This is a genomic window from Micromonospora trifolii (genome assembly GCF_022229005.1).
GTDB classification, from domain to species: Bacteria; Actinomycetota; Actinomycetes; order Mycobacteriales; family Micromonosporaceae; genus Micromonospora; species Micromonospora trifolii.
In genome coordinates this window covers 127,929-148,657 of record NZ_JAKKFD010000009.1, presented here as the reverse complement: position 1 = coordinate 148,657, position 20,729 = coordinate 127,929, and the positions used below count along the sequence as shown (strand labels likewise).

At 71.3% G+C, this 20,729-nt stretch carries 18 protein-coding genes; 17 read left to right on the top strand and 1 reads right to left on the bottom strand.

Annotated features, from left to right (window positions below; all coding sequences use genetic code 11):
* Positions 1-5: 5 nt before the first annotated feature.
* From NIE79_RS06880 to ahcY, 12 genes are all read left to right on the top strand, one after another.
* Entirely contained in the window at positions 6-3,947 is a 3,942-nt protein-coding gene (locus NIE79_RS06880) for a toxin glutamine deamidase domain-containing protein (RefSeq protein ID WP_238677745.1), read from the top strand.
* 73 nt (positions 3,948-4,020) lie between these two features.
* Entirely contained in the window at positions 4,021-4,272 is a 252-nt protein-coding gene (locus NIE79_RS06875) for a hypothetical protein (RefSeq protein WP_238677744.1), read from the top strand.
* A 43-nt stretch (positions 4,273-4,315) separates the two neighbouring features.
* Positions 4,316-4,654 carry a hypothetical protein gene (locus tag NIE79_RS06870; RefSeq protein WP_238677743.1) on the top strand — a complete coding sequence of 113 codons (339 nt, stop codon included), beginning with the start codon at positions 4,316-4,318 and terminating at the stop codon, positions 4,652-4,654.
* A 252-nt stretch (positions 4,655-4,906) separates the two neighbouring features.
* Positions 4,907-5,155, top strand: coding sequence for a hypothetical protein (locus NIE79_RS06865; RefSeq protein ID WP_238677742.1), 249 nt, complete (start codon positions 4,907-4,909; stop codon positions 5,153-5,155).
* Between the two features lie 218 nt (positions 5,156-5,373).
* Positions 5,374-6,015: a deoxyribonuclease V gene (gene nfi, locus NIE79_RS06860; RefSeq protein ID WP_238677741.1), complete on the top strand. Its 642-nt coding sequence runs from the start codon at positions 5,374-5,376 to the stop codon at positions 6,013-6,015.
* Between the two features lie 139 nt (positions 6,016-6,154).
* The gene (locus NIE79_RS06855; RefSeq protein WP_238677740.1) at positions 6,155-7,222 is read left to right on the top strand and encodes a hypothetical protein; all 1,068 of its coding nucleotides are present in this window, start codon (positions 6,155-6,157) and stop codon (positions 7,220-7,222) included.
* A 69-nt stretch (positions 7,223-7,291) separates the two neighbouring features.
* Entirely contained in the window at positions 7,292-8,677 is a 1,386-nt protein-coding gene (locus NIE79_RS06850) for a phosphomannomutase/phosphoglucomutase (RefSeq protein WP_238677739.1), read from the top strand.
* Positions 8,678-8,738: 61 nt separating this feature from the next.
* Positions 8,739-8,924, top strand: coding sequence for a Trm112 family protein (locus NIE79_RS06845; RefSeq protein WP_091394023.1), 186 nt, complete (start codon positions 8,739-8,741; stop codon positions 8,922-8,924).
* Positions 8,921-10,117 (top strand): SIS domain-containing protein, encoded by a 1,197-nt coding sequence (locus NIE79_RS06840; RefSeq protein WP_145787176.1) that lies wholly within the window; start codon positions 8,921-8,923, stop codon positions 10,115-10,117. Before NIE79_RS06845 ends, NIE79_RS06840 begins: the two co-directional genes overlap by 4 nt.
* Positions 10,118-10,264: 147 nt before the next feature.
* On the top strand, positions 10,265-11,272 hold the full coding sequence (locus NIE79_RS06835) for a cation diffusion facilitator family transporter (protein WP_238677738.1): 1,008 nt from the start codon (positions 10,265-10,267) through the stop codon (positions 11,270-11,272).
* 3 nt (positions 11,273-11,275) lie between these two features.
* On the top strand, positions 11,276-12,439 hold the full coding sequence (gene manA / locus NIE79_RS06830; RefSeq protein ID WP_238677737.1) for a mannose-6-phosphate isomerase, class I: 1,164 nt from the start codon (positions 11,276-11,278) through the stop codon (positions 12,437-12,439).
* Between the two features lie 279 nt (positions 12,440-12,718).
* On the top strand, positions 12,719-14,218 hold the full coding sequence (gene ahcY / locus NIE79_RS06825) for an adenosylhomocysteinase (protein ID WP_238677736.1): 1,500 nt from the start codon (positions 12,719-12,721) through the stop codon (positions 14,216-14,218).
* Between the two features lie 185 nt (positions 14,219-14,403).
* On the opposite strand, the gene NIE79_RS06820 is transcribed toward ahcY, so the two are convergent.
* Positions 14,404-14,550, bottom strand: a complete 147-nt coding sequence (locus NIE79_RS06820; protein ID WP_238677735.1) for a hypothetical protein — start codon at positions 14,548-14,550, stop codon at positions 14,404-14,406.
* A gap of 161 nt (positions 14,551-14,711) precedes the next feature.
* On the opposite strand from NIE79_RS06820, the gene efeU reads away from it, so the two are divergent.
* The 5 genes from efeU to mtrB all read left to right on the top strand — a co-directional run bounded on the left by efeU (position 14,712) and on the right by mtrB (position 20,726).
* A complete protein-coding gene (gene efeU / locus NIE79_RS06815; RefSeq protein WP_238677734.1) occupies positions 14,712-15,611 on the top strand; it encodes an iron uptake transporter permease EfeU in 900 nt (299 codons plus the stop codon).
* Positions 15,612-15,634: 23 nt separating this feature from the next.
* Positions 15,635-16,768, top strand: a complete 1,134-nt coding sequence (gene efeO, locus NIE79_RS06810) for an iron uptake system protein EfeO (protein ID WP_238677733.1) — start codon at positions 15,635-15,637, stop codon at positions 16,766-16,768.
* 25 nt (positions 16,769-16,793) lie between these two features.
* The gene (gene efeB, locus NIE79_RS06805; RefSeq protein ID WP_238677732.1) at positions 16,794-18,071 is read left to right on the top strand and encodes an iron uptake transporter deferrochelatase/peroxidase subunit; all 1,278 of its coding nucleotides are present in this window, start codon (positions 16,794-16,796) and stop codon (positions 18,069-18,071) included.
* A gap of 195 nt (positions 18,072-18,266) precedes the next feature.
* Positions 18,267-18,956: an MtrAB system response regulator MtrA gene (gene mtrA, locus NIE79_RS06800; protein ID WP_030331519.1), complete on the top strand. Its 690-nt coding sequence runs from the start codon at positions 18,267-18,269 to the stop codon at positions 18,954-18,956.
* A 12-nt stretch (positions 18,957-18,968) separates the two neighbouring features.
* A complete protein-coding gene (gene mtrB, locus NIE79_RS06795; RefSeq protein ID WP_238677731.1) occupies positions 18,969-20,726 on the top strand; it encodes an MtrAB system histidine kinase MtrB in 1,758 nt (585 codons plus the stop codon).
* The last annotated feature ends 3 nt before the right edge of the window (positions 20,727-20,729 follow it).

Here is a 20,729-nt window from a genome sequence, read left to right as displayed (position 1 = left end):
TCCCGATGAGCGTGCTGCCGAGCCCCGTTCCGCACCCACTGGACTACGCGCCGTGGGACGTGCCCGGCTGGATCTACGAGGCCCTCGACTGGGTGGTCGGCGTGCAGTGGCCGGAGGGCGACGAGCGGGCCGTCTGGGACGTCGCCGACCAGTGGTACGCGGTCGCCTCCGTGCTCGCCGGGCCACACGCCGACGCCGCCGCGGCCGCCGTCGAGGTGCACAACGGGTACGGCGGCGTCGGGGCTGTCGACGCGGCGTTCGAGGCGGCCTGGCGGGGGATCGCCGAGGGCACCGACGCCCCGCTGCCCGTGCTGCTCGCGGTCACGGCCGACCTGGGCCGACTGGTCGAGGAGTGCGGTTGCGACATCGAGGGCGCCAAGCTGGAAGTCTGGATCGAGCTGGGCATCCTGGTCATCGAGTTGCTCACCGTGGCGGTGGCGGCGGTGTTGACCGCCGGTGCCGCAACCCCGGCCGCCGGCGCGGCGATCACCGCGACGCGGCTGCTGGTTCAACAGATCTTCAAGCGGCTGATGGGCCAACTGGCCAGCAAGTCCCTCAAGCACGGTCTCAAGGAGGCCGGTGAGCGGGCCGCCAAGGAGGTCGCCCGAGGTGGTGCGCGCGGGCTCGCCAAGCGGGCCGCCCGGGGAGGGCTGGAGGAGGCCGCCGAGGAAGCCGGAGTCACCCTGGCCACCCAGGCGTACCAGAACTCCACCGGGCGGGCACACGGCCTGGACCTGACCGATCTCGGCGCCTCGGCGGTGGGCGGGCTGGCCGGCGGGGCGGTGGCGCCGCTGGCCGGCCTGGGCCGGCACGCGACCGGGCGAGCGGCGAAAGTCGGGGAGCACCTGGGGCGGGAGATGACCGGCGAGGTGTTCGCCGACAGCGCGGCGAGCCTGGCCACCGGTCAGGGCCTGACCTCGATGGAGGATGCGGCGCGCGCCGCTGCGTCCGGGGCCACCGGTTCGGCCACCGGGCAGACCGACCACGCGCTACGCGCCCGGCTCGACGCGCAGGCCAACGCCCTCGCCGGAGCATCGTTCACCGGCCCCTCCCTCCCGCCCGTGCTGCCCGTCGCGGGGGACGCGGCCTTCTCGGGGGTGTCGTCCTCCTCGGCGGCCGCGTCAACGGCGGTCCCGCCTGCGGTGGCGGCTACGTCTGCGGGGGCCGCCGGTGGTGTGGCTTCGGGTGGTCTGGTCACGGCTGCGGGCGTTCCGACGCAGGCGACGGAATCCGTCGCCGCGTCGTCGCCGAACCAGGTGGCTGCGCCGACGCCACCGGTTGTCGAGCAGTCACGGGGAGCCGGGCCGACGTCTCCGGTCGCGCCCTCACCGATGCCGGTCGGTGCGGTGTCCGACGTGGACGTGGTGGACCGTTCGGTAGGCACCTCCGAGGCGGCGGCGTCGACGGGCGGGTCGTTCGGTGACAGCGCGGACGTACCGCGCCCGGTCACGCCCGACCCCACGCTATCGACGGTCGGTGCCGATCCGGCCGCCCCGGCGGCGACCGCCGCCCCGGCCGCCCCGGCGGCGACCGCCGCCCCGGCCACGTCGGCGGTGGGTGCCGATCCGGCCGCGTCGGCGGTAAGTGCCGATCCGAGGCTTTCGTCGGTGGCCGCACCCGTGGCCGGCCCCATCGAGTCGAGCACCGGGCCGGCTGCCACCGGCACGCCGCCGGCCCACCCCGGCAGTTCGGCGCACGCCACCACCTCCGGACCGACCGCCTGGTCTCCGGCGACTGGACCCTCCGCGCCGACGATCAACCCCGGGCTGGCGGCACCGGTCACCTTCGGCGTCCCGACCACCACCAACGGTCCGCTGCCGGTCGCCCCCACCCCACCAGTGGTGGGTCGGTTCGCCGTGCCGACGCGCATCCCGACCCGGCAGACACCCGCACCGGTGCGAGCGCCCGACCATCCGGCCCGGGGAAGGGCGTCGGTCCCCGTCGACGTGGCCGCGTTCGGCGCCCCGACGATGCGTGAGCCCGAGACCAACGACGCGTACGCGGCGCAGTGGGCCGCAGCGGCGGAAGCCGCCGAGCGGCAGCGCTACCAGGACCACTACGAATCGCTGCGGATCGGGTTCGAGAACAACCGCAGGCAGTCCGAAGCCGCCCGACTGCGCGCCCGTGCCGTGGAGCACGATCGCCGAGCCGTCGAGTACGCCACCTACGCCCGACAACTGCACCAGGCCGGCAACCGGCAGTGGGCCGACGGCTGGCAGCGCGCCGCGAACGAGGAAGCTCGCGCGTACTCCGAATGGCGTGACCTGGCAGACGCGGTGCTGGCCGGCACCACGGCCCCGCCGGTCGTGGACATCAGCGCCACCTTCGAGCACGCCAACCGGGACGTCGGCGCCCTCGCCCTCGGCGCGGTGGAGACTGCCGGCCCGTCCAGGCTCACCCGCGACGACGACCCGCCGCCGATCGACGACTCCCGGCCGTACGGGCAGCCCGGAGGACTCCGGCCACCGCTCGCCCTGCACCAGGTCGACGTCGAACGACAGATGCCCCGCGATCTGGACGGCGCCGTCACCCGCACCGCCGACCCCCGACGGGGCGGCTGGTTCCGGCTGCTCAACGACGGTGGTCCCGCGGCCGACGCCACCCGGGGCATCAACTGCCTGGACTGCACGCTGTCGCTGTTCGAGACGTGGGTGCACGGGCGCCCCCGCGTGTCGGCACCCCGAACCTTCGACGGCTACCTCGACGGTGACATCCGGCGCCCCATCCGTGGCGAGGCGGGCGGCCCGGGCCGGGTGGAGGACGTGACCGGCGGGCGCTTCCAGCAACTCCTCGCCCCCGGCCAACGTACTGACGCCGCCCAGGCGCGGCAGGCCGCCGACCGGGGCTACCGCAACCTGCACGACCAACTGCTGCTGGGCGGCCACGGCAGCTACTCGTTCCTGGTCACCGAGTGGGCGCACGGCGGTTCGCACGCCTGGGTGGCGCTCAACCAGAACGGCACGGTGCTCTACGTGGACCCGCAGAACGGCGTGGTCCGGGACCGACCGCTCTACCCCGACGTGGTCGGCATCGACGCGCTGGTGCTGAGCGGGGACGGCAGGCCGATGCCGCTCGGCGGACTACCCCGAGGCCGGTTCAGCGAACGGCCCGACCTGCCGGATCACCCGCCGACGCGCGATGACGGCGGCCACGGCGACCCGTACATCAACCGGATGTACCTGCTCCTCGACGGCCCAGGTTCGGCCCCCGACGCCGATAACAGTCACAACCGCGTCGAGACCGCGGCGGAAGAGCCGGTAGGCCGCGGCTGGCAAGCTGCCGGTCCGCTGTTGCCCGCTGATGAATCCGGCCGCCAGTTGAGCCCGAGGGATTGCGGGTTCCTCGGCATCACGCCCGATGCCGTCCTGGCTTGGGCAGACAGGTCGGCGCCCCTTGGAGTTACCCGGGCGCAGTTCGTACAGATGACGGCCGAGCTCTTCGATGCATTGCGGGAGGATGGCCTGGACCTGTCAACTGTCGACATTCGGCTTCAGGGCTCATCGGCTCGCTTCTTCTCGGGTCCCCACAAGCAGATGCCGACGGAGTCCGAGTTGGTGGACAACCCGGAGGTGTTGGCGCGGTTGCAGGGCTGGTCGCAGGGCGCGCCGCTTCCACTGCGTAGGCCGTTCGACTCCATGTACCGGTTGGGGTTGGAAGAGCCGAGCGACTACGACTTTCAAATTTCCTCTGATGAGATGGTGGAGCGAGCTCGGCTACATGGAGCCGCGACCTATCCTGGCCTTCGTGTCGTGAACGCGAGGTACGGCTTCGTGACGAAGAAGGTGGCGCGAGAGTGCTTCCCTCACCTGTTTGATTGGGCCGAACGGCACGCCCGTGATCTGGGCCGCGACGTGGTTCCGGCGATTTTTCCTGGTTCCGGTCCGCCGGATCGAACCGAAACCGGAGTGTCGTCCCACTTCCAAGATTCGGACTGGATTGTTGGGTGAGCAGATGTCGGCTAGTTGGGTAATTGATCTGCACGGGGACGTGGACCGAGCCACTTTGGGCCGTCTGCGGTCAGTGCTGGGCCTGAGTGAGATCGGGCGGCTCGGCGACGACTGGGACGAGTTGTTCGGCGAAGTCAGACGGACGATCGCAGGGGTATCTGCGAACGTCGGGGTCTGGCGCGACGTGGACAGTCAAGGGTGGCGCCTCGACATCGACCTGCTGGCGGAGTCGGGCGACTCGGACGTGCAGAATCTGCTGGCTGAGGTCCAGGCGGAGGTTGAAGCAGCGGGCGTACAGGTCGTCTCGATCGCGAGGCGCCGATAGGCGTCAAAGTCGACGCAGTCGATTCGGGTGTGCCCGGGGATTGGTGACGAATCAGATGGGCCACAGGCTGACCTACTACGTGATCTACCGGAATGACGAGAGGGCCGGAGGTCCAGCCGGACTCTTCGTGATGGACGTAGGCGCAGGTAACGCCATCCTCTGGGACCACCGCAGTGGGCACTGGGCCTTCGATCCAACCCTGGTCGTGCGCTTCGTCGACGACTATCGAAACGTCGACCGCTTCGAAACCGTTGATCGGGCGACAGCCGAGAGGGTGGCCGAGACCGTCAGCGGGGGGACCGCGCTGCCCGACGAGGACGGCATCCGAGCCATGTTTGCGCTTGGCGCGAGCGCCGGCGGCACGCCCTCCGGTCAGCAGTGATTGAGCGTGCGAGGAAGCAGGTGGCGCTCATTCCCGTCATGGTTCCCGGATGGACAGACGGAGCGACGGGTCGATGAGGGACCGAAGGGCTGGACGCGCGGCTGGTACGGGCGCAGGTGCGGTAAGAGCAGGCGGTCTTCGGTGGCGACGCGAAGTCGTTGGACGAGGCGGAGCGGGACCTCACCGCGTTTGACGCGGATGTGGCGCTGGCGCTCGGGGGCGGCTCCTGCACGCGTCGAATAAGATCGACGCGTGGCGAGATCCGGTACGCAGAGCGACAAGTCCTACCTCTGGACCTGGCCGGTTGGCATCCTGATCGGCCTGGCGATCGGCATTCCCGTGTTCGGTACGAAGGGTGGCGTCGCCTTCGGTGTCGCGCTCGGCACTGCCTTCGCGCTCGGCCTGGGTGCGATCAGGCGTCGGGCCGACGGTGACCCTGCTCGGGGTGGCCCTGACGGTAGGGCCGCCGGGGATGGCGCCGACGCCTCCGGCCGAGGGTGATCGACTCCGGTTCCTTGAAGTCGGGGCATCCAGGGCCGTGGGATGGCCCGACTTCCGTGAAGCCGAGTGGATCATGGCGAGCGCCGGGCCCGACTTCCGTGAAGCCGAGTGGATCATCGCGAGGACCGGGCCCGACGCCCGTGAAGCCGAGTGGATCATCGCGAGGGCCCAGCGCGGCGGCCGCGGGGACCGCAGGGCCGGGCAGTGTCGCCGAGGCTGTGGCCGTACAGGAGGAGTTGCGGCCGCTGGTGGACCTGGACGGGCCGGGGCCGAGCGTGCCGGCGACGGTGGCCGGCCTGGACGTCGCGTACGCCGAGGGTGGTGACCTGCTGGCGGCGGCCGTGACGGTCCTGGACGCCCGGACCCTGGCGGTGGTGGACTCCGCGGTCGATGTGGGGCGACCCGCGTTCGATTATGTGCCGGGGTTGTTCGCCTTCCGCGAGTTGCCCGCGTTGCTCGCCGCGCTCGACCGCCTGACCACCATCCCGGACCTGCTGGTCTGCGACGGGCACGGCCTGGCCCACCCGCGCCGGTTCGGGCTCGCCTGCCACCTCGGGGTGGTCACCGGGTTGCCCGCGATCGGGGTGGCGAAGACACCGCTGGTCGGTGTGTGGGATCCGCCGTCCTCCGAGCGGGGATCCTGGTCGTCGTTGCGCGACGGTGGCGAGGTCGTCGGTCGGGTGCTGCGGACCCGCGACGGGGTGAAGCCGGTCTTCGTCAGCGTCGGCCATCGGATGAGCCTGGAGAACGCGACAGCGCAGGTGCTGGCGCTGACTCCGCGCTACCGGTTGCCGGAGACGACCCGCACCGCCGACCGGCTGTGCCGCGACGCCCTCGCCGAGGCAGAGCGGGAGCGCTGACTGGCTGGTCAGTCCGGCCGCCAGCCGAGCCGTAAACCGTAACGCCGCACACATGCTGGGCGCTCTATAGCCGGTGGGATAGGGGGGCCGGTAGTAGCCTGACCCGCGGACCCCACCCGGGGAGAACGGCGAGGTAATCATGACAGTGCGTCGACGCGTGGCACGGCTCGCGGCGGTCTGCGGTCTTGCGGGCGGCCTGGTGATGCTCGGTGCGTCGCCGGCGCTGGCCGATCAGGACTCGGTCCGGGTGGGTGCGGCCAGCAGCTTCGCCGCCGGTGGTTCCGCGCAGGGGGTGAACGTCGCGGTGCGTAAGCGCACCGACGGGTGCGTCCTGCTGCGTACCGCGCTGGGCTTCAGCCTGGAGGGTCTCCAGCCGAACCAGGTGACGGTCGAGGTCAACGCGGGCGGGCGCTGGTTCCCGGTGGCCGTCAACGGTGGCGCCGGCACCGTGTCGACCGCGCAGACGTCACCCTCGAAGCCGACCCTGTGCAAGGGTAAGGGCATCACGGTGCGCTACCGGGTGGCGTTCGCGGCGGGTTCGCCGGGCGGCCGTCTCGTGGTCACGGGCGCGGGCATCAGCGCCGCCGGCCAGACGCTGGGTCACGCCACCGACGCGGCGCGGCTGACCGGAGGGCGGGTCACTCCGTCGCCGACGCCGTCGCGGTCGAAGACGCCGACGCCCACCCCGACTCCGACCGAGGTCGCGACCGTCGACGAGGCGGTGAACCCGGCGGCGCTGGGCGGCGTCTCCGCCGCGCCGAACACCACGGCGACCGCCGCCGAGTCGTCCGGAGGAGGATCCCCGGTGATGTACTTCGGCATTGTGCTGGTGGCGGTCGGCCTGCTGCTCATCGTGCTGCTGTTCCGTCGCTCGCGGCAGGACCGCAAGCCGTCCGACGACGCGCCCGGTACGCTGCCGGGCAACCCCGGCGGCACCACCTACCGCGCCGGGGCTGGGCTCCCGGCCGCGCCCGGTCGCCCAGGTCAGGTGTACGGCCAGCAGCCGCCGGCCGCCCCGTGGGGTGGTGCGGTGCCGTCACCGCGTCCCGCCACCGGCGGGGTCTACGGTGCCCGGCCGGACGCTCCCGCCCCGGCGCCGGAGGCCACCCAGCCGATGCCGGGCCGGCCCGACGGTCGCCCGAACCCCGGTGATCCGCCCACCGACGGTGGCGGCCACACCGTGTTCATTCCCCGGCTCCCCGGCTGAGCGGAGTACGGCCTGGCCCTCCGTTAGGCTCAGGATCGGTGTCTAACCTGCGGCCAAGGAGTGGAACACGTGTCTGATCTGTCCCAGATTGTGAAGGCGTACGACGTCCGCGGGACGGTGCCGGACCAGTGGGACGAACGGGCCGCCGAAGCACTGGGCGCCGCCTTCACCCAGCTGCTCAACTCCACCGACGAGCCGGGAGACGCCGTCGTCGTCGGGTACGACATGCGGGCCACCTCGCCCGGCCTGGCCGCCGCGTTCGCCGCCGGCGTACGCGCCGAGGGGCGCTCGGTGATCGAGATCGGCCTCGCCTCCACCGACCTGCTCTACTACGCGTCCGGCTCGCTCGACCTGCCCGGCGCGATGTTCACCGCCAGCCACAACCCCGCGCAGTACAACGGCATCAAGATGTGCCGCTCCGGCGCGCGCCCGATCGGCCAGGAGAGCGGCCTGGCCGAGATCCGGGAGCGGGCCCAGGCCCTCCTGGACTCGGGCGACGCTCGTCCCGCCGGTGCGCCGACCCGGCCCGCCGAGCGGCGTGACCTGCTCCCCGACTACGCCGGCTACCTGCGCAAGCTGGTCGACCTCTCGGGCATCCGGCCGTTGAAGGTGGTCGTCGACGCCGGCAACGGCATGGGTGGCTTCACAGTTCCGACAGTGCTGGGCGACGCGGCCCTGTCGCCGCTGCCGTTGGAGATCGTGCCGCTCTACTTCGAGTTGGACGGCAGCTTCCCCAACCACGAGGCCAACCCACTCGACCCGGCGAACCTGGTCGACCTCCAGCGCGCGGTGGTCGAGCACGGGGCCGACATCGGGTTGGCCTTCGACGGTGACGCCGACCGGTGCTTCGTGGTGGACGAGCGCGGCGAGCCGGTCTCGCCGTCGGCGATCACCGCACTCGTGGCCGCCCGCGAGCTGGCCAAGCACCCGGGTTCCACGGTGATCCACGGCCTGATCACCTCCAGCGCCGTCGCGGAGATCATCCGCGAGCACGGTGGGCAGCCGGTCGTCGCCCGGGTCGGGCACTCCTTCATCAAGGCGGAGATGGCCCGAACCAACGCCGTCTTCGGCGGCGAGCACTCCGCGCACTACTACTTCCGGGACTTCTGGTTCGCCGACACCGGGATGCTGGCGGCGATGCACACGTTGGCCGCGCTGGGCGAGCAGTCGCTGCCGCTGTCCGTGTTCGCCGGTGAGTACGAGCGCTACATCGCCTCCGGCGAGATCAACTCGACGGTGGCCGACCAGGCGGGGGCGGTGGCCGAGGTGCGCGCCGCGTACCCCGACGCGGTGGCCGACGAGATGGACGGACTCACACTGCGTTTCCCCGACGGCGCCTGGTTCAACCTGCGCGCCTCCAACACGGAGCCGCTGCTGCGGCTCAACGTCGAGGCGCCCACCCGGGATCGGATGGTCTCGCTCCGGGACGACGTGCTCGACCGCGTTCGCCGATAAGATCGCCTGCGCCGGTCGGCACCGCCGTCGGTCAAGCCGTACACGTGGAAGGAGCCGCGCCATGGCCCTGGATCCGCAGTTGCTCGAGATCCTTGCCTGTCCGGACACGCACCACGCCCCGCTCACCTATGACGCCGAGGCGCAGACGTTGACCTGTACGGAGTGCGGTCGGATCTTCGAGGTCCGCGACGACGTGCCGGTGCTGCTGCTCGACGAGGCGCGCGGCGGCCCCGGGCAGTCCTCATGATCGACGGTACGGCCGGGGTCAGCGGGCGTCGTGACGCCGACGAGGCCCTGCTCGACAACCCGCAGGCGTTGGCCGAGGCCGACCCGGGCGGCATGCTCCGGCACACGGCGTCGGCCGGTGCGCAGGTTCGCGAGAGCGCCGCGCTGGCAGCCGAGGCGAACCTCGCGGTGCTCGCCGACGACGGGCGGCCCCGAGCCGTCGTGATCGCCGGCATCGGCACCGCCGGGCGTACCGGGGACGTGCTGGCCACTGTCGCGGGGCCACGCTGCCCGGTCCCGATCATCGGGCACCGCTCCGCTGGCGTACCCGGCTGGGTGGGCGCGGCCGACGTGGTGATCGCGGTGAGCGCGTCCGGACGTAGCCCGGAGGCGCTCGGCGCCGCCGAGGCGGCCCACCGTCGTGGTGCCCGACTCGTCGCCGTGGGTGCCCCGGACTCGCAGTTGCAGTCGATCGCCGAGCAGGCCCGGGCGCCGTTCATCCCGGTGCCGCGGCGTGCCCCGGCCCGGGCCAGCCTCTGGGCGCTCACAGTGCCGGTCCTGCTCGCCGCCCGTTCCCTCGGGCTCGTGAAGGTCAACGAGGCGGACCTGGCGGAGACCGCTGCCCGGCTCGACGCGGACGCGGACCGCTGCCGGTCCGCCGCGGAGTCCTTCGTCAACCCGGCGAAGTCACTGGCGCTGGCTCTGGCCGGCTCGATCCCGATCGTCTGGGGTTCGTCCCCACTGGCCACTGTGGCGGCCCGCCGGTTCGGCGACACCCTGTCGGCCAACGCCCGCTACCCGGTGGTGACCGGAGCGCTGGGTGAGGCCGGGCGGGGGCGCGTGGGGCTGCTCGACGGCGTCTTCGGCGGCCTGGCCGAGGGGGAGCGGGACATCTTCGCCGACCCGGCCGAGGACGACGGCGAGGGCACCCGGCTGCGGCTGGTGCTGTTGCGCGACGGCGGGCTCAACGCCGAGGACGACACGGACGAGCCGCTCGCCGTGGAGGAGCGCCGTGCGGACGCGGTGCAGACCCTCGCGGAGCGCCGTGGCGTGCGGTGCGACGTGGTGACCGCCGAGGGCGGATCCGCGCTGGAGCGGCTGGCGTCGCTGATCGCCGTTCCGGATTTCGCCTCGATCTACCTTGCTCTGGCACACGGGCTGGACCCGATGGCCGTTCCGGCCATCACTGAGATGAAGGAGCTGTCGAACCAGTGAACGAACGTAGGGGGCGGCGCGTCATGCGCGGACCGAGCGGCTTCGTGCGGCGAAGCGGAGCGGTGGCGTGAGCGAGCGCAGCGAGCGAACCAGGTGGCTCAGCAGCCGGGAGTCTCAGGTCGCCGTGGCGCGAAGCGGAGCTGTGGCATGAGCGCCAACGGTGGGACGAAGGCGATTGTCGCCGCCCTGCTGGCCAACATCGGCATCGCCGTCACCAAGTTCGCAGCGTTCCTGCTGACCGGCTCGTCGTCGATGTTGGCCGAGTCGGTCCACTCGGTTGCCGACTCCGGCAACCAGGGCCTGTTGCTGCTCGGTGGTAAGCGGGCCAAGCGGGCTGCCACCCCGGAACACCCGTTCGGGTACGGCCGGGAGCGCTACATCTACGCGTTCATCGTGTCCATCGTGCTGTTCAGCATCGGTGGCTTGTTCGCCCTCTACGAGGCGTACCACAAGTGGGCGGACCCGCACGGCATCACCAAGTGGCACGCGGTGCCGGTGATCGTGCTGGTGACGGCGATCATCTTGGAGTCGTTCTCCTTCCGGACCGCCATCAAGGAGTCCAACCACGTCCGGGGCAACCAGTCCTGGGTGCGTTTCATCCGTCGCGCCAAGGCGCCGGAGCTGCCGGTGGTGCTCCTGGAGGACTTCGGCGCGCTGGTCGGTCTGGTGTTCGCCCTGTTCGGCGTCACCATGACGCTGATCACCGGCAACGGCGAGTGGGACGCCGCCGGCACCGCGATGATCGGCATCCTGCTCGTCGTCATCGCCGTCGTGCTGGCCATCGAGACGAAGAGCCTGCTGCTCGGTGAGGGCGCCGAGGCGTCCGACCTGGCCGCCATCGAGCGGGCCGTCACCGACGGCCCCGAGGTGGAGCGGATCATCCACATGAAGACGCTCTACCTGGGCCCGGAAGAGCTGATGGTGGCCGCCAAGATCGCCGTGCCGGAGTGGGAGAGCGCCCACGACCTGGCCCGTGGCATCAACGCCGTCGAGGCGCGGATCCGCGCCGCGGTGCCGACCGCCCGGGTGATCTACCTGGAGCCGGACGTCTACAGCGCCGCCGCCGCCGAGGCCGGCACCGGTGCTGCGGCCGACACCGCAGTGCCGCAGCCGCAGGACGTGTCGGGCGAGGCGGCCGGGCGGCCCGGGGGCTGACGGGTGGAGCCACTGTACGGGCCGATCCGGGACTACGCCTGGGGCTCGCGCTCGGCCATCGCCCTGCTTCAGGGGCGATCGGTGCCGAGCGCGGGCCCGGAGGCGGAGCTGTGGTTGGGGGCCCACCCGGGCGCCCCGGCCCACGTGGATCGCGCCGGCCTGCGGGTGAGCCTCTGTGACCTGGTGCGGGACGAGCCAGGGCAGTGGCTCGGCCAGCGGGTGTCCGAGCGGTTCGGCAGCCGGCTGCCGTTCCTGCTCAAGGTGCTCGCGGCCGATGCTCCGTTGAGCCTGCAGGCCCACCCGGACGCCGAGCAGGCGCAGGCCGGCTATGCGGCGGAGGCGGGGCGCCGGGAGGGGCCGCGCAACTACTCCGACCCGCACCACAAGCCGGAGTTGCTGGTCGCGCTCACCCCGTTCGAGGCGCTGTGCGGGTTCCGGGATCCGGCGGAGTCGGCCGAGGCGCTCGCCGCGTTCGACGTACCGGCGTTGGCGCCTGTGGTCGCCGCGTTGCGGGCCGGGCCGGCGGGGTTGCGGACGGCGGTGCGGACGCTGCTCGGCTGGCCGGTCGCCAAGCGTCACGACCTGCTGGCCGCGGTGGTGGCAGCGCCGGTCGACGGCCCGGACGCGGAGTTGACCCGCCGGCTGGCCCAGGCGTACCCGGGGGATCCGGGTGCGCTGGTCGCGCTGCTGTTGCACCACCTGCGGCTGGAGGCGGGGGAGGCGATCTGGATGCCCGCCGGCAACCTGCACGCCTACCTGAGCGGCTGCGGCGTGGAGATCATGGCGGCCAGCGACAACGTGCTGCGCGGCGGCCTGACCCCGAAGCGGGTGGACGTCGACGAGTTGTTGCGGGTGCTGCGCTTCGAGGTGCTCGACGATCCGGTGCGGGCCGCGCAGCCGATCGGCCCGGGCGTGGACTGGTGGCCTGTGCCGGTAGACGATTTCGCGCTGCACCGGGTGCGGGTCGACGCGGCGGTGCCCTCGGTGACGCTGCCGCTGCCCGGCCCTCGGGTGGTGCTCTGCGCCGGCGGTTCGATCACCGTGGACGACGGTGCCGGTGCGCTGACGCTGGCCTCCGGCGAGGCGGCGATCGGCACGGCGTCGGGAGCGCCGCTGCGCATCGAGGGCGCGGGCGTGGCGTACGTGGCGACGTCCGGGCTGCGCTGACCTCAGCTCCGGAGAACGACACAAGTCCGACTTTCCCGGAATAGCTTGACGTGCCCTTGCCGGAGTGTGACTCTATGAGTACGCAGCGTTATCGCGACGACGGTCCGAGAACGTGCGGGGGAACCAAACCGGGGGGATGCACGGGGCGGGCGGGACGTGGGCGGGAAGGTCCGTCCATCCTCGACCGCCCCGTGCGCTGTCCGCGGACCGTTCCTGATGCCCGTCGCCGACGCGCGTAAGGTAGAAGGTCGGCGCAGACATCGTTCGACAGGAGCTTTCATGACCAGCACCCTCCCGGCGTCCGCCAGCGGCACGCCGTCCGAGGCCCGGCCGAGCACGCTCGCCGACGGCGACTTCAAGGTGGCGGATCTGTCCCTCGCCGAGTTCGGGCGTAAAGAGATCCAGCTCGCCGAGCACGAGATGCCCGGCCTGATGGCGATCCGTCGCGAGTTCGCCGAGGCGCAGCCGCTCGCCGGCGCGCGGATCACCGGCTCCCTGCACATGACCATCCAGACCGCCGTCCTGATCGAGACGTTGGTCGCGCTCGGCGCGCAGGTGCGCTGGGCGTCCTGCAACATCTTCTCCACCCAGGACCACGCCGCCGCGGCGATCGTCGTCGGCCCGGACGGCACCCCCGAGGCTCCGGCCGGCGTCCCGGTGTACGCCTGGAAGGGCGAGACCCTGCCGGAGTACTGGTGGTGCACCGAGCAGGTGCTCGCCTGGCCGGACGGGCAGGGCCCCAACATGATCCTCGACGACGGCGGCGACGCCACCCTGCTCGTACACAAGGGCACCGAGTTCGAGCGGGCCGGGGCGGTCCCGCCGGTCGAGTCCGCCGACTCCGAGGAGTACGCGGTCATCCTCGAGCTGCTGCACCGCTCGCTCGGCGAGGACGGCCAGCGCTGGACCCGGATCTCCGCCGGCATCAAGGGCGTGACCGAGGAGACCACCACCGGCGTGCACCGGCTCTACGAGATGCACCGGGCGGGCACCCTGCTCTTCCCGGCCATCAACGTCAACGACTCGGTGACCAAGAGCAAGTTCGACAACAAGTACGGCTGCCGGCACTCGCTCATCGACGGCATCAACCGCGCCACCGACGTGCTGATCGGCGGCAAGATGGCTGTCGTCATGGGCTACGGCGACGTCGGCAAGGGCTGCGCGGAGTCGCTGCGCGGCCAGGGCGCCCGGGTCGTGGTGACCGAGGTGGACCCGATCTGCGCGTTGCAGGCCGCGATGGACGGCTACCAGGTCGCCACCCTGGACGACGTTGTCGAGCAGGCCGACATCTTCATCACCGCCACCGGCTGCTTCGACGTCATCACCAACGAGCACATGGCCCGGATGAAGCACCAGGCCATCGTCGGCAACATCGGCCACTTCGACAACGAGATCGACATGGCCGGGCTGGCCAAGCGTTCCGACGTCGAGCGGATCAACATCAAGCCGCAGGTCGACCTGTGGCGCTTCGCCGACGGGCACGCCATCATCGTGCTCTCCGAGGGTCGCCTGCTGAACCTGGGCAACGCGACCGGGCACCCGAGCTTCGTCATGTCGAACTCGTTCGCCAACCAGACGATCGCCCAGATCGAGCTCTTCACCAAGACCGAGGAGTACCCGATCGGCGTCTACGTGCTGCCCAAGCACTTGGACGAGAAGGTGGCCCGGCTGCACCTCGGTGCGCTCGGCGCCAAGCTGAGCACGCTGACCAAGGAGCAGGCCGCCTACCTCGGCATCTCCACGGAGGGTCCGTTCAAGCCGGATCACTACCGCTACTGATCGACATCTCCGGACCGGGTCGGCTGTTCGCAGCCGGCCCGGTTCGTCGTCCCTGCCTCCGTCATTCCCGCGATCTTGCAGTTTCGGTTGGTGGTTTGCGGGTTTTGGTGCGTTATGACGCCGCAGGAAGTGCAAGATCGCGGGGGCGGGGGCGGGGGCGGGGCGGGGCGGGGCGGCGGGGGCCGTCAGTTGCGGCGGGTTGGGCGGAACCACGTCCAGACGCACCAGACCAGCCAGCCGACCGACACGACTGTGGCCAGCGCCCGCAGACGTAGCGCGCTGAGCAGCAGCACAACGGCCAGCACCGCCAACCACGGCAGGAATCCCCTCACGGCGGGGATCCTCCCACAGCCGACCGGCGACCGGCCGGCCGTGGGTCCTCGTCACGGGCCGAGTGAGCTTGTCGTGAACGACTTGACGAGTGCCCTGAGCAGGGAGGAAGGTATGCCTGCCCTAAGTCAGCCAAGGCGTGCCTAACCTATTCGGAGCCCGGATGTTCGCCACCTACCTGATCGGCCTGCGGGAAGGGCTGGAAGCCACCCTGGTGGTCAGCATCCTGGTCGCCTTCCTGGTGAAGTCGCAGCGCCGGGACCGGCTGCCGCAGGTCTGGGCGGGCGTCGGCCTGGCCGTGGTGCTCTCGGTGCTCTTCGGCTGGCTGATCGAATACACGTCGACCTCGCTGCTCGCCCGTTCCGAGGATCGTGAGCTGTTCGAGGCGATCACCTCGGTCGCCGCCGTGGTCTTCGTGACCTGGATGATCTTCTGGATGCGCCGGGCCGCCCGGACCATCGCCGGAGATCTGCGAGGCAAGCTCACCGAGGCGCTGGCCGTCGGGTCCCTCGCCGTCGCCGGCATGGCCTTCCTCGCCGTGATCCGCGAGGGCCTGGAGACCGCGCTGATCTTCTACTCGGCCGCCCAGGGCGCGGCCGGCGACAGCGGCCCACTGCTCGCGTTGATCGGCGGCATCGTCACCGCCGTGGTCCTCGGCGTGCTGCTCTACGCCAGCGCCCTGCGGATCAACCTCAGCAAGTTCTTCACCTGGACCGGCGCGCTGCTGATCCTGGTCGCCGCCGGCATCCTCAAGTACGGCGTGCACGACTTCCAGGAAGCCGGCGTCCTGCCCGGCCTGAACGACCTGGCCTTCGACATCACCGGCGCGCTCGACCCGAGCACCTGGTACGCGGCCCTGCTCGCCGGCATGTTCAACGTGACTCCCGCGCCCACAGTGCTGGAGACGATCGCCTGGGTCGCGTACGCCGTACCGGTGCTCCTGCTCTTCCTGCGACCGGCCCGGCGCAAGCCGGCACCCACCGCGACCACCACCACAGTCACCGAGCGCGGGGCCGACACCGGCGCCGAGGCCGAGGCGGCGTCCACGCCGCAGCGTGCCTGACCCCACGAGGAGAGACAGCTTAGATGCGTACCACCCAGTTCTTCGCGCTGGCCGCCGCCGGCGTGCTGGCGACGGCCGGTCTGACCGCGTGCTCCGACTCCGACAAGGGTGACCCTGCCGCGTCCGGCGGACCGATCGTGGTCAAGGCCAGCGACACCGCCTGTGAGGTCGGCTCGACCGACCTGGGTGCCGGCACCGCCACCTTCAAGATCACCAATTCGGGCGCGAAGGTGACCGAGTTCTACGTGTACGCCGACGGCGACCGGGTGATGGGCGAGGTGGAGAACATCGCCCCAGGGCTGAGCCGCGAGCTGCACGTGGAGTTGCCGGCCGGCACGTACCAGACGGCCTGCAAGCCAGGGATGAGCGGCAAGGGCATCCGGGGCGCGCTCAAGGTCAGCGGGTCGGCGCAGCCGCTCACCGCCGACGCCGCGCTGGGTGACGCCACCGACAACTACCAGCGCTACGTCAAGAGCCAGACCACAGCGCTGTTGGACAAGACCGAGGAGTTCGTCGGCGCGGTCAAGGCCGGCGATGTGGCGAAGTCCAAGGCGCTCTACCCGGTTGCCCGCACCTACTGGGAGCGGATCGAGCCGGTCGCCGAGATCTTCGGCGACCTCGACCCCAAGATCGACGGCCGCGAGGAGGTCATCGAGGAGGGGATGGAGTTCACCGGCTTCCACCGGATCGAGAAGGACCTCTGGCAGTCCGGCGACATCAGCAAGGACGGCCCGATCGCCGACCGCCTGCTGGTCGACGTCAAGGAGATCGTGGCCAAGGCGAACGCCGAGAAGCTCTCCCCGCTCCAGCTCGCCAACGGTGCCAAGGAACTGCTCGACGAGGTGGCCAGCGGCAAGATCACCGGCGAGGAGGACCGCTACTCGCACACCGACCTGTGGGACTTCGCCGCCAACCTCGAAGGTTCCAAGGCCGCCGTGTCCGCCCTGCGGCCCGCGTTGCAGCAGCGCTCGCCGGAGCTGGTCACCCAGCTGGACACCGAGTTCACCAATGTCGAGGGACTGCTCGGCAAGCACCGCGACGGCGACGGGTGGAAGCTGCACACCGCGCTGAGCAAGGCCGAGCTCAAGGAGCTCTCCGACGGGATCAACGCGCTCGCCGAGCCGATCAGCAAGGTCGCCGCGGCCGTCGCCAAGTGACCACCTGACAGAAAGAGTCGAGTCGATGAGCGGGAGCAGGTTCACCCGGCGCCGGGCGATCACCCTGGCCGGCGCCGGGGTGGCCGGGGTCGCCGGAGTGGCGGCCGGCGCCGGGGCGCTGCTGAACGGCTCCCGTGGCCCGGCCGCGGCGAGCGACCACCCGGCCGGGGCGGTGCCGTTCCACGGCGAGCACCAGGCCGGCATCGTCACTCCGGCGCAGGACCGGCTGCACTTCGTGGCCTTCGACGTGATCACCAAGGACCGGGCCCGACTGGTCGAACTGCTCGAGGAGTGGACGGCCGCCGCCGCCCGGATGACAGCGGGGCGCGACGCCGGGGTGCTGGGTGCGGTCGGCGGAATGCCGGAGGCCCCACCGGACGACACCGGCGAAGCCCTCGGCCTGCCTCCCTCGCAGCTCACCCTCACCATCGGGTTCGGGCCGACGTTGTTCCGCGACGCCGACGGGCGGGACCGCTTCGGCCTCGCCGACCGTCGGCCCGCCGCCCTTGCCGAGCTGCCGAAGTTTCCCGGCGACGCGTTGCAGGCGCAGCTCTCCGGCGGCGACCTCTGCGTCCAGGCCTGCGCCAACGACCCACAGGTGGCGGTGCACGCGATCCGCAACCTGGCCCGGCTCGGCATGGGGGTGGTGAGCGTCCGCTGGTCGCAGCTCGGCTTCGGCCGCACCTCGTCGACCTCACGGAAACAGGCCACCGCGCGCAACCTCTTCGGGTTCAAGGACGGCACGGCCAACCTCAAGGCCGAGGACACCGAGTTGCTGCGCGACCAGTTGTGGGTGCAGCCGGGCGACGGGCCGGACTGGATGGCCGGAGGCTCGTACCTGGTCACCCGCAAGATCCGGATGCTCGTGGAGACCTGGGACCGGACCTCCCTCGCTGAGCAGGAGGAGATCATCGGCCGGACCAAGGGCAGCGGCGCGCCACTGGGTCGCAGCGATGAGTTCGACCAGCCCGACTTCGCCGCGCGTGGCGCGGACGGGAAGCCGGTGATCGCCGAGCACGCCCACGTCGCGCTGGCTCACCCGAGCCGGAACAGCGGCGCCCAGCTGCTGCGCCGGGGTTACAACTTCGTCGACGGCTCGGACGGCCTCGGCCGGCTCGACGCGGGCCTCTTCTTCATCGCCTACCAGCGCGATCCACGGCGTCAGTTCGTACCGATCCAGACGCAGTTGGCCCGGCACGACGTGATGAACGAGTACCTACGACACGTCTCCAGCGGGGTGTTCGCGTGTCCGCCCGGGGTACGCGACGGCGGGGACCACTGGGGGCGTGGGCTGTTCGGCTGACCGTCGTCCGGATGACGACAACCGGATCAACCCAGCCTGCGGTGGCGCCCGGCGGCGTCGAAGGGGGATCATGGTGGCAGCCTGGCGACGGCCATCCGTGCGCCCGGCACCGCGGCCTCCGTTTTGACGGCGGCGCGCAGCATTACCGGCGGACGCCGGTCCCACCGAACTGAATGAGGATGCAATATTAATCCCATGAGAGCCCGCGTACTGGTGGTCGACGATGACCCCGCGCTCGCCGAGATGCTCGGCATCGTGCTGCGCAGTGAGGGTTTCCTGCCCTCGTTCGTGGCGGACGGCGAGCGGGCGTTGGCCGCTTTTCGCGACAGTCGTCCCGATATCGTGCTGCTTGACCTGATGCTTCCCGGTATGAGCGGTATCGACGTCGCCCGGTCGATCCGTGCGGAGTCCGGCGTGCCCATCGTCATGCTGACCGCCAAGAGCGACACCGTGGACGTCGTTCTCGGGCTGGAGTCCGGCGCCGACGACTACGTGGTCAAACCGTTCAAGCCCAAGGAGCTGGTGGCCCGGATGCGGGCCCGACTGCGCCGAGGCGAGGACGTGGCCCCGGAGATGCTCACCATCGGGCCGCCCGACAACCAGATCACCATCGACGTGCCGGCGCACACGGTGAGCCGCAACGACGAGGAGGTGAAGCTGACGCCGCTGGAGTTCGACCTGCTGGTCGCGCTCGCCCGCAAGCCACGTCAGGTCTTCACCCGCGAGGTGCTGCTCGAACAGGTCTGGGGCTACCGGCACGCGGCCGACACCCGTCTGGTCAACGTGCACGTGCAGCGGTTGCGAGCCAAGATCGAGCCGGACCCGGAGCGACCGGAAATCATCCTCACCGTGCGGGGCGTGGGCTACAAGGCGGGGACCGGATAGCCTGGTCGCACTGTGTCGACCTCGCCGCCCCCACCCTCCCCGAGTGCTGCTGCCCGCCGGTCCCGCGCCGGCGGGGAGCTCTGGCGTGCGGTGAGCGGTCGGGTCGCCCGGGTGGTGGGTCGGGCGCACCAGACCTGGCGCCGCTCGCTCCAGGTCCGGGTCGTGACCATCACGCTTGTCGCGTCCAGCCTGCTGGTCGGCGGGTTCGCGTTCCTGATCGCCGACAAGATCACCACAATCCTGCTCGACAGCGCTCGCAGCGATGTCCGGCAGCGGGTGACCAGCGGCGCCAACTACGCGGCCAAGCAGGTTTCCTTCTACGGGCAGCCGCAGGAGGCGCAGCTCCAGGAGACCATCGACGGCACTGTCAACTACCTGGCCGGCGGCGACCCCCAGCAGACCAGCGGGGTGGTGGTGGCGATCACCGCCGACGACTACCCCAACGACATCCAGACGCGCACCTCCCCGTCCGCGAACGTCCAGTCGCTGATCAGCCCCGAGCTGCGGGCCGCTATCGCCGACGGCAAGGTGGCCAGTCAGATCCGCACCGGGCGACTCACCCGCGAGACCACCAAATACCTGGTCTACGGCTCGCCGGTGCCCACCCGCTTCGGCCAGATCGAGCTCTACTATCTGGTGCCGCTGGGCCGGCAGGACGTCACCGCCGCCGATGCCCGAGCCACAGTGGTGGCCACCGGGGTCGCGCTGGTGATCCTGCTCGGGTTGCTCGCGGCGCTGGTCACCCGGCTGGTGGTCAACCCGGTCCGGGTCGCCGCACGAACCGCCCAGCGGCTCTCCGCGGGCCTGCTCGACCAGCGGATGGTGGTCAACGGCGAGGACGACCTGGCGCTGCTCGCCGCGTCGTTCAATCAGATGGCCACCAACCTTCAACGGCAGATCCTGCGCCTGGAAGAGATGTCCCGGTTGCAGCGCCGCTTCACCTCCGACGTCTCCCACGAGCTGCGGACCCCGCTGACCACAGTTCGGATGGCCGCCGACCTGATCTTCGCCGAGCGCGACGAGTTCGACCCGGCGGTCGCCCGCAGCGCCGAGCTGCTCCAGGCCGAGCTGGATCGATTCGAGGAGCTGCTCACCGACCTGCTGGAGATCAGTCGGTTCGACGCGGGCTTCGCCATGCTGGATTCCGAGCCGACCGACCTGGTGCCGGTGGTGCACCGGGTGGTCGACCGGCTGGCCGGCCTGGCCGAGCGGGTGGGCGTACCGATCGAACTCGACCTGCCGGGCACGCCGGTGATCGCCGAGGTCGACCCGCGCCGGGTCGAGCGCGTGTTGCGCAACCTGGTCGGCAACGCCGTCGAACACGGTGAGGCCCGTCCGGTGCTGATCACCCTCGGCATCGACGAGACCGCCGTGGCGATCACCGTTCGCGACCACGGCGTGGGGCTGAAGGTGGGCGAGGAGAAGCTGGTGTTCAACAGGTTCTGGCGGGCGGACCCGTCCCGGGCCCGGCAGACCGGCGGCACCGGCCTGGGCCTGTCGATCAGCCTGGAGGACGCTCGGCTGCACGGCGGCTGGCTGGAGGCGTGGGGTGCTCCCGGCCAGGGCGCGCAGTTCCGGCTCACACTGCCGGCCCGCGCGGGCGATCGGCTGACCACCTCACCGCTGCGGCTGGTGCCGGCCGACGCCGCCCTGCCGTTCGGCGGCCCCCGCGACGGTGGCCCACTGGCCATCGGTCCCGGCACCGGCGGGGCACTGGCGATCGGCCCGGCTCCGGCCGGGGACGGGCAGCGGACGGAGGTGCGCTCGTGAGAC

Bases quoted from the DNA above. Each gene is read 5' to 3' on its own strand.
- efeO (WP_238677733.1), top strand. From the start codon at position 15,635: ATGCGTACCACCCAGTTCTTCGCGCTGGCCGCCGCCGGCGTGCTGGCG.
- NIE79_RS06845 (WP_091394023.1), top strand. From the start codon at position 8,739: ATGGCCCTGGATCCGCAGTTGCTCGAGATCCTTGCCTGTCCGGACACG.
- ahcY (WP_238677736.1), top strand. From the start codon at position 12,719: ATGACCAGCACCCTCCCGGCGTCCGCCAGCGGCACGCCGTCCGAGGCC.
- NIE79_RS06835 (WP_238677738.1), top strand. From the start codon at position 10,265: ATGAGCGCCAACGGTGGGACGAAGGCGATTGTCGCCGCCCTGCTGGCC.
- mtrA (WP_030331519.1), top strand. From the start codon at position 18,267: ATGAGAGCCCGCGTACTGGTGGTCGACGATGACCCCGCGCTCGCCGAG.
- efeU (WP_238677734.1), top strand. From the start codon at position 14,712: ATGTTCGCCACCTACCTGATCGGCCTGCGGGAAGGGCTGGAAGCCACC.
- NIE79_RS06855 (WP_238677740.1), top strand. From the start codon at position 6,155: ATGACAGTGCGTCGACGCGTGGCACGGCTCGCGGCGGTCTGCGGTCTT.
- efeB (WP_238677732.1), top strand. From the start codon at position 16,794: ATGAGCGGGAGCAGGTTCACCCGGCGCCGGGCGATCACCCTGGCCGGC.
- NIE79_RS06840 (WP_145787176.1), top strand. From the start codon at position 8,921: ATGATCGACGGTACGGCCGGGGTCAGCGGGCGTCGTGACGCCGACGAG.
- NIE79_RS06880 (WP_238677745.1), top strand. From the start codon at position 6: ATGAGCGTGCTGCCGAGCCCCGTTCCGCACCCACTGGACTACGCGCCG.